We start from the raw sequence: 5,528 nt of genomic DNA, 5'->3' as shown, positions 1-5,528 counted from the left end.
GGCGCAGCCGCAGCGACCGGCCCTGCGACCGCAGCGGGCCGCGCCACTCGTCGGCGATGGCGGCGAGTTCGGTGGACAGGTCGATCGGCTCGGCGTCGACCGCGCGGGCCTCGCGGGCGGCGGCGAGCAGTTCGTCGAGGACGCCCGCGAGGCGTTCGGCCTGCTCGAGTGCCGCGCCCGCTTCGGCGGCGGTCTCCGCGTCGGGGGCCGCGGCCAGGGCCTCGAGCCGCAGCTGAAGTGCGGTGAGCCTGCTGCGGAGCTGGTGGGACACGTCGCTGACCAGGTCGCGCTCCCGCTGCACGAGCAGGGCGAGCGCGGTGGCCGACGCGTCGAGGGCTTCCGCCACAAGGTCGAGTTCTTGCAGGTCGTAGCGGGTCGGGTCGAGCCGGAAGTCGCCGGCACCCAGGCGGGTGGCGCGCTGCGCGACGTGGCGCAGCGGCCGGGCGAGCCTGCGGGCGGTCGCCGTCGCGACCACGGTGCCGATACCCACGGTGAGCGCCACGACCAGGACCACGAGGACGGCCACCTGGGTCTGCCTGGTCCGCAACGGCCCCGCGTCGACGGAGAGCCGGACCTGGCCCTGGTTGACGATCGGGACGACCTCGGACACGGTGTCCCGCGGCAGCACCGGCCCCAAGGTCCACTCCCCCTCACCTGGGAGCACCACCGTCAGCCTGCCGTTGGGCGGCACGGCGAGCTGGACTGGGGCCAGGTCGATCGGCCTGCCGTGGGCGATCTCGTCGTCCAGCGTCGCCGCGATCTGCTGGGCGCGGCCCGCGAGGTCCTCCCTGGTCAGCGACTCGACGATCTGCAGCGCCGTGTAGCCGAGCGGGATGCCGAGGACGAACGCGGTGACCAGGACGGCGACGAGGATGGCCCGGAGGATGCGGCGGCGCATGGCTAGTCGGCGTTGAAGCGGAAGCCGACACCGCGCACGGTCGCGATCCGACGTTCCGCCGGGCCGGGGCCGCCCTCGCCGAGCTTTCGGCGCAGCCAGGACATGTGCATGTCGAGCGTCTTGCTGCTCTTCAGCTCGGGATCGCTCCACACCTCGGTGAGGATCTCGTCGCGGGTGACGACCTTGCCCGCGCGCTGGATCAGCACCCGCAGCAGCTCGAACTCCTTGTTGGCCAACGTGATCTCCGAGCCGTCCACGGTGACGACCCTGCCGGCGAGGTCCATCCGCACGCCGTTGACGTCGATCGCGCCCGGCGCCTGGCGGCGCAGCAGCGCGCGGATCCGGGCGAGCAACTCGGCCAGCCGGAACGGCTTCGCGACATAGTCGTCGGCGCCCGCGTCGAGTCCGACGACGAAGTCGACCTCGTCGGCGCGGGCGGTCAGCATCAGCACGGGGATGCTCCGCCCGGCCGCGCGGAGCCTGCGGCACACTTCCAGGCCGTCGATGCCGGGCAGTCCCAAATCGAGAACGAGCAGGTCAGGGTGCCTGGTGGAGGCGACCTCGAGCGCCCGGTGCCCATCGCCCACCACCTCGACCTCGTAGCCCTCCCGGTGCAGCGCACGGGAAAGCGGGTCGGCGATGGAGGCATCGTCCTCAGCCAGCAGCACCACGCTCACGGCGCTCAGCGTAGGCGTGACACGATCGGAGTTGTGTCAAGCGACCTCACCTTCGCCCTGCGGCTGGCCGACGCGGCCGACGCGATCACCCGTTCGCGCTTTCGGGCCACCGATCTGGTGGTCGAGCGCAAGCCCGACCGGACCCCCGTGACCGACGCCGACACCGCCGTCGAGGACGCCGTGCGCGCGCTGCTCGCGGAGGAGTTCCCCACCGACACGGTCGCGGGCGAGGAACGCGGCGGCACCGTCGGCGCGGGCCGCGCGTGGGTGCTCGACCCGATCGACGGCACCAAGAACTTCCTGCGCGGGGTTCCCGTGTGGGCGACCCTGATCGCGTTGGTCGAGGACGGCTCGCCGACCGTCGGTGTGGTCAGCGCGCCCGCGCTGGGCAGGCGCTGGTGGGCCGCGCGCGGCGAAGGCGCCTGGATGTCGACCGGCGGGGTGGAGCGGCGCATCGGTGTGTCCCGCGTGCGCGACCTGGAAGACGCCTACTTGTCGACCACGGACCTCGGGTCATGGGTGAGGTACCACTCGCGCGAGCGCTACCTCGCGCTCATGGACGCCTGCTGGGAAAGCCGTGCGTTTGGGGACTTCTACCAGCACTGTCTGGTCGCCGAGGGGGCTCTCGACATCGCCGCCGAGTGCGTCGTCAACCCCTGGGACGTCGCGCCGCTGCAGGTGCTGATCGAGGAGGCGGGCGGCCGGTTCACCGACCTGAGCGGTGTCCCGACGTTCGACGGCGGGTCAGCCCTGTCGACGAACGGCCTCGTCCACGACGCCGCGCTCGCCCTGCTCAAGCACACCGACGACACCGCGCACGACCTGTGACCAGGTGAGCCTGCCGAACAGGTAGTGGCAGGCGACGGTCTCGCTGGTGAAGCGGGCCCAGTCGTAGCGGTTGCCCTGCTCGCGCCAGAACACCTCCCACCCGTCGCCGTCGCTGTCGCGCAACAGGCACCAGGTGTTGTCGGCTTCCACACCGACCGAGACGATCCCGTTCGGGATGCCCACGGCGCGCAGCAGCTCGGTGATCGACTCGGCGTTCACTGTTGGTCTCCGTGGGTCGTGTCGGCCAGGTGGCCGAGGGCGAGCAGGTCCGCGGCGGACTGGGTCGCGCGATACCGCTCCCCGCCTCCCGACTGCCCGAACCAGGGTGCCGAGACCGAGCGCCAGACCGGGATCGGGCGCAGGACGCGGTAGCGGTGGTACCCGGCTTCGAGGTGCGCGGGCGGCAGCGAGCGGGCGCCGAAAGCGGTGGCGGCGGCGGAGAAGACCCGGCCTTCGGGGGTGCCGAAGCGGTCGACCTCGGTGCCCTCGGCGAGGACTTCGGGCTCGCCCTCGGCGCTTCCGCCCTCGGGGTAGAGCTCGCCGGGCGGCCACGCGTACTCGACGGGGTGGGTGTCACGGACCAGGAACCGCCGGTCCCAGTCCCGCTCATGCTCACCGCCGAGCGGGTCATACCCCTCGGTCAGCGCGACGGGCGCGGGCCCGCCTTCCGACGGCGCCGCGGGATGGCGGGTCGTGAGGTCGATCAAGCGGGACTCGGGGTGGTCGTCGGCCTCGAAACGCAGGCCCGCGGCGTAGTCCAGTTCGGCGGGGGGCGCCGGGAGTTGCCGCGCGGGGTGGCTCGTGGCCTTGGGGAGGTGGCCGATGGGGAACATGTGGACCAGGAACAAGGCCAGCGAGCCGGTCGAGACCGGCGGCTCGTGATCGTGCTGGTCGGGTGCGGGCAGGTCGACCGCGGCGACGAAGCCGGCTGGTCGCGCTCCCGCGGGCTGGACCGACGGGCTCCCACCCTGCGGGTGACCCGCGGGCGGCTGCTGGGCCGGGTGACCGGCGCCGAGCCGAGACTGGATGTCCTGAGCGCCGCCGGGCTGTTGAGCGGGCTGGCCCGTGCCGTAGGAGGTGGGGGCGAGGCCGAGCATCCCGCCGAAGCCGGTTGCCTGCTCCGCCTGCCGGGCCGAACCTTCTTGCCGCACAGGCGTTCCCGGACCGGCAGCCGGCCTGCCGCGCTGGTCGGGAACGGGCGCCGCCGTGCTCTCCCGTCCCGGCCCGGGCTGCTGCTGGCGACCACCACCCGGCGCTGAACCGCCACCGGCGACGGCACCGCCGCCGAGCACACCGCCGCCCACCGGTCCGCCGCTGAGTCCACCCGCCACGGGGCCGGCAGGCGTCGCGCCCGCAAGAGCACCGCCACCGGGCGCGCCCGGCGCACTCGGGGCAGCGGGTTGGCCTGGCGCGGGCTGCGCGGCGGGGGACTGGGCCGGGGCGTCGAGGACAGCGGCTGAAGCCGCCTGCACGGAGTCGTTGGCGACCGCGGGGAAACCCGTCGGTGGGGTGGGGACGTCGGCGAACGCGTCCATCGGGAGGCGGATGGGGCCGGTACCGGCGTTGGCGTCGCCGCCGTAGAAGTCGACCACGTTCGCCGGGTCCACGGTCTCGGCGACGACGTTGGTCGCGCCGTCCGCCGTCTGCATGAGCCCTGGGGCCACTCCGAGCGCTGTCTCCGAGACGCCGTTGGTCACGCTGTCGACGGAGTCGGTCACGGCACCGGTCACACCGCCCACGGTCTGGGTCATGCCGCCCACGGCCGTGTTCGCCACTCCACCGACTGTGTCGGTCACGGCGCCAGTCACACCGACCGCCGTCTGGGTCACGACACTCGTCGCGCCTACCGCCGTCTCGGCCACCGCACCAGTCACACCCAGCGCCGTCTGGGTGAGGCCCGCCGTCGTGTTCGTGGCGGTGTCGACCAGGCCGCCGAGCAGCGACCCGCCGTGCGCGCCCGGGTTGGCGTTCACCACGTCCCGCACGGCCGACACGTCCTGCCCCGAGTTCGGCTGCACCGCGCTGACCAGGGTGTCCGTTATCGCGGCGACGTTGACCGCCGTCCCCCGGATCGCCGTGTCCAAGCCGAGCAGCGCGGTCGGGTTCCCGGCCGCGGCGGCCTGGTTGGCGGCGTCGCTGTTCTTGGCCAGGGCCACCAGGTCGCGGACGATCTCGACCTTCGCCGCACCCACCTGATCGGCGGCGTGGTAGAGGCGGTCGGCGGCGCCGACGCAGTCGCGGGCGGTGGCGGTCAGGTATCCGGTGTCGGGTGCCACGAACCGGGTCCAGTGGTTCGCCGCGGCCGTGCCGGTATCGCCTTCGACCGCCGCCAGCGTCGTCCGGGCGACCGTGTCGGCGTCGCCGGTGAGGGTCGACATCTGGGTGCCCGCGTCGCGCCAGGCCTGGGCGGCCTCGCGCATGGCGTCCTCGTCGGCCAGCGGCCAGGTGACGCCCGCGGCGGTGGCGACGGCGGCGAGTTCGGGGGGCAGTTCGATTCCCACGTGTCCCCCTACAAGCCGAGTCTGTCGACGTTGTCCCGCTCGCCCTCGGCGTAGGCGCCGGCGTTGCCCGCGAAGCGTTCGCCGACGTCGCCGAGTTTCCCGGCGAGACCACCCAACGCGGTGAGCGTCTCGTCGGCGGGTCCCGTGTGGACGGCGCCGAAGCTCTGGCCGATCACGTCGGCGCCCCAGCACTCACCGAGGGCGCCGAGCCGGTCGGCGAGGTCGCGGTGGATGCTGTCGACCCGCTCGGCCAGACCGGCGAACTGGCCCGCGTTGGCGGCGAGTTCCTCGGCGGAGACGCGGAAACCTTCGGTCATGAGCGCCCCGATTCGAGCCAGTGGACGTCCTCGAAACTCTCGTCGTCGATGACCGGATCGGGTGTGGTCTCGGCCGGGGTGAGGTCGGCGGTGCCCTTGATCAGCGCGTCCGGGTCGGTGCCCGCGGGCAGGACCGGCGCCACGATTTCGCTCATCGCACGGCTCGCCTTGAGTGCGGCGTCGGTCGCGGCGCGGACGATCACGGTGGACAGTTCGTGCGGCCGATAGGTGCGGTACGCGGTGTCGGCGATCTCCAGCCCGGTCAGCGCGCCCTGGGCCGACACCGTGGCCGTGACCAGCCCACACG

7 protein-coding genes are annotated in these 5,528 nt (G+C 73.3%); 1 reads left to right on the top strand and 6 read right to left on the bottom strand.

All coding sequences use genetic code 11. The annotated features are described in order from the left end of the window. Together ACRDSQ_RS25805 and ACRDSQ_RS25800 are read right to left on the bottom strand one after the other, a co-directional pair. The coding region (locus ACRDSQ_RS25805) for a HAMP domain-containing protein (RefSeq protein ID WP_431424549.1) at positions 1–898 on the bottom strand (898 nt) is incomplete at its 3' end. Between the two features lie 2 nt (positions 899–900). Next, the gene (locus ACRDSQ_RS25800; protein WP_431424548.1) at positions 901–1,575 is read right to left on the bottom strand and encodes a response regulator transcription factor; all 675 of its coding nucleotides are present in this window, start codon (positions 1,573–1,575) and stop codon (positions 901–903) included. 33 nt (positions 1,576–1,608) lie between these two features. On the opposite strand from ACRDSQ_RS25800, the gene hisN reads away from it, so the two are divergent. Next, the gene (hisN, locus tag ACRDSQ_RS25795; protein ID WP_431424547.1) at positions 1,609–2,403 is read left to right on the top strand and encodes a histidinol-phosphatase; all 795 of its coding nucleotides are present in this window, start codon (positions 1,609–1,611) and stop codon (positions 2,401–2,403) included. On the opposite strand, the gene ACRDSQ_RS25790 is transcribed toward hisN, so the two are convergent. The 4 genes from ACRDSQ_RS25790 to ACRDSQ_RS25775 all read right to left on the bottom strand — a co-directional run. Next, entirely contained in the window at positions 2,320–2,622 is a 303-nt protein-coding gene (locus ACRDSQ_RS25790; protein ID WP_431424546.1) for a hypothetical protein, read from the bottom strand. The genes hisN and ACRDSQ_RS25790 overlap by 84 nt on opposite strands. Next, positions 2,619–4,904 carry a glycohydrolase toxin TNT-related protein gene (locus tag ACRDSQ_RS25785; RefSeq protein WP_431424545.1) on the bottom strand — a complete coding sequence of 762 codons (2,286 nt, stop codon included), beginning with the start codon at positions 4,902–4,904 and terminating at the stop codon, positions 2,619–2,621. The genes ACRDSQ_RS25790 and ACRDSQ_RS25785 overlap by 4 nt, the downstream gene beginning before the upstream one ends. 8 nt (positions 4,905–4,912) lie before the next feature. After that, positions 4,913–5,221 carry a WXG100 family type VII secretion target gene (locus ACRDSQ_RS25780; protein ID WP_431424544.1) on the bottom strand — a complete coding sequence of 103 codons (309 nt, stop codon included), beginning with the start codon at positions 5,219–5,221 and terminating at the stop codon, positions 4,913–4,915. Beyond that, positions 5,218–5,528 (bottom strand): YbaB/EbfC family nucleoid-associated protein (locus ACRDSQ_RS25775; protein WP_431424543.1); only part of this gene is annotated, 311 nt, incomplete at its 5' end. The genes ACRDSQ_RS25780 and ACRDSQ_RS25775, both read right to left, overlap by 4 nt.

Source organism: Actinokineospora sp., from assembly GCF_050699995.1.
Taxonomy (GTDB): Bacteria; Actinomycetota; Actinomycetes; order Mycobacteriales; family Pseudonocardiaceae; genus Actinokineospora.
This window is presented reverse-complemented; position numbering and strand designations above follow the sequence as displayed.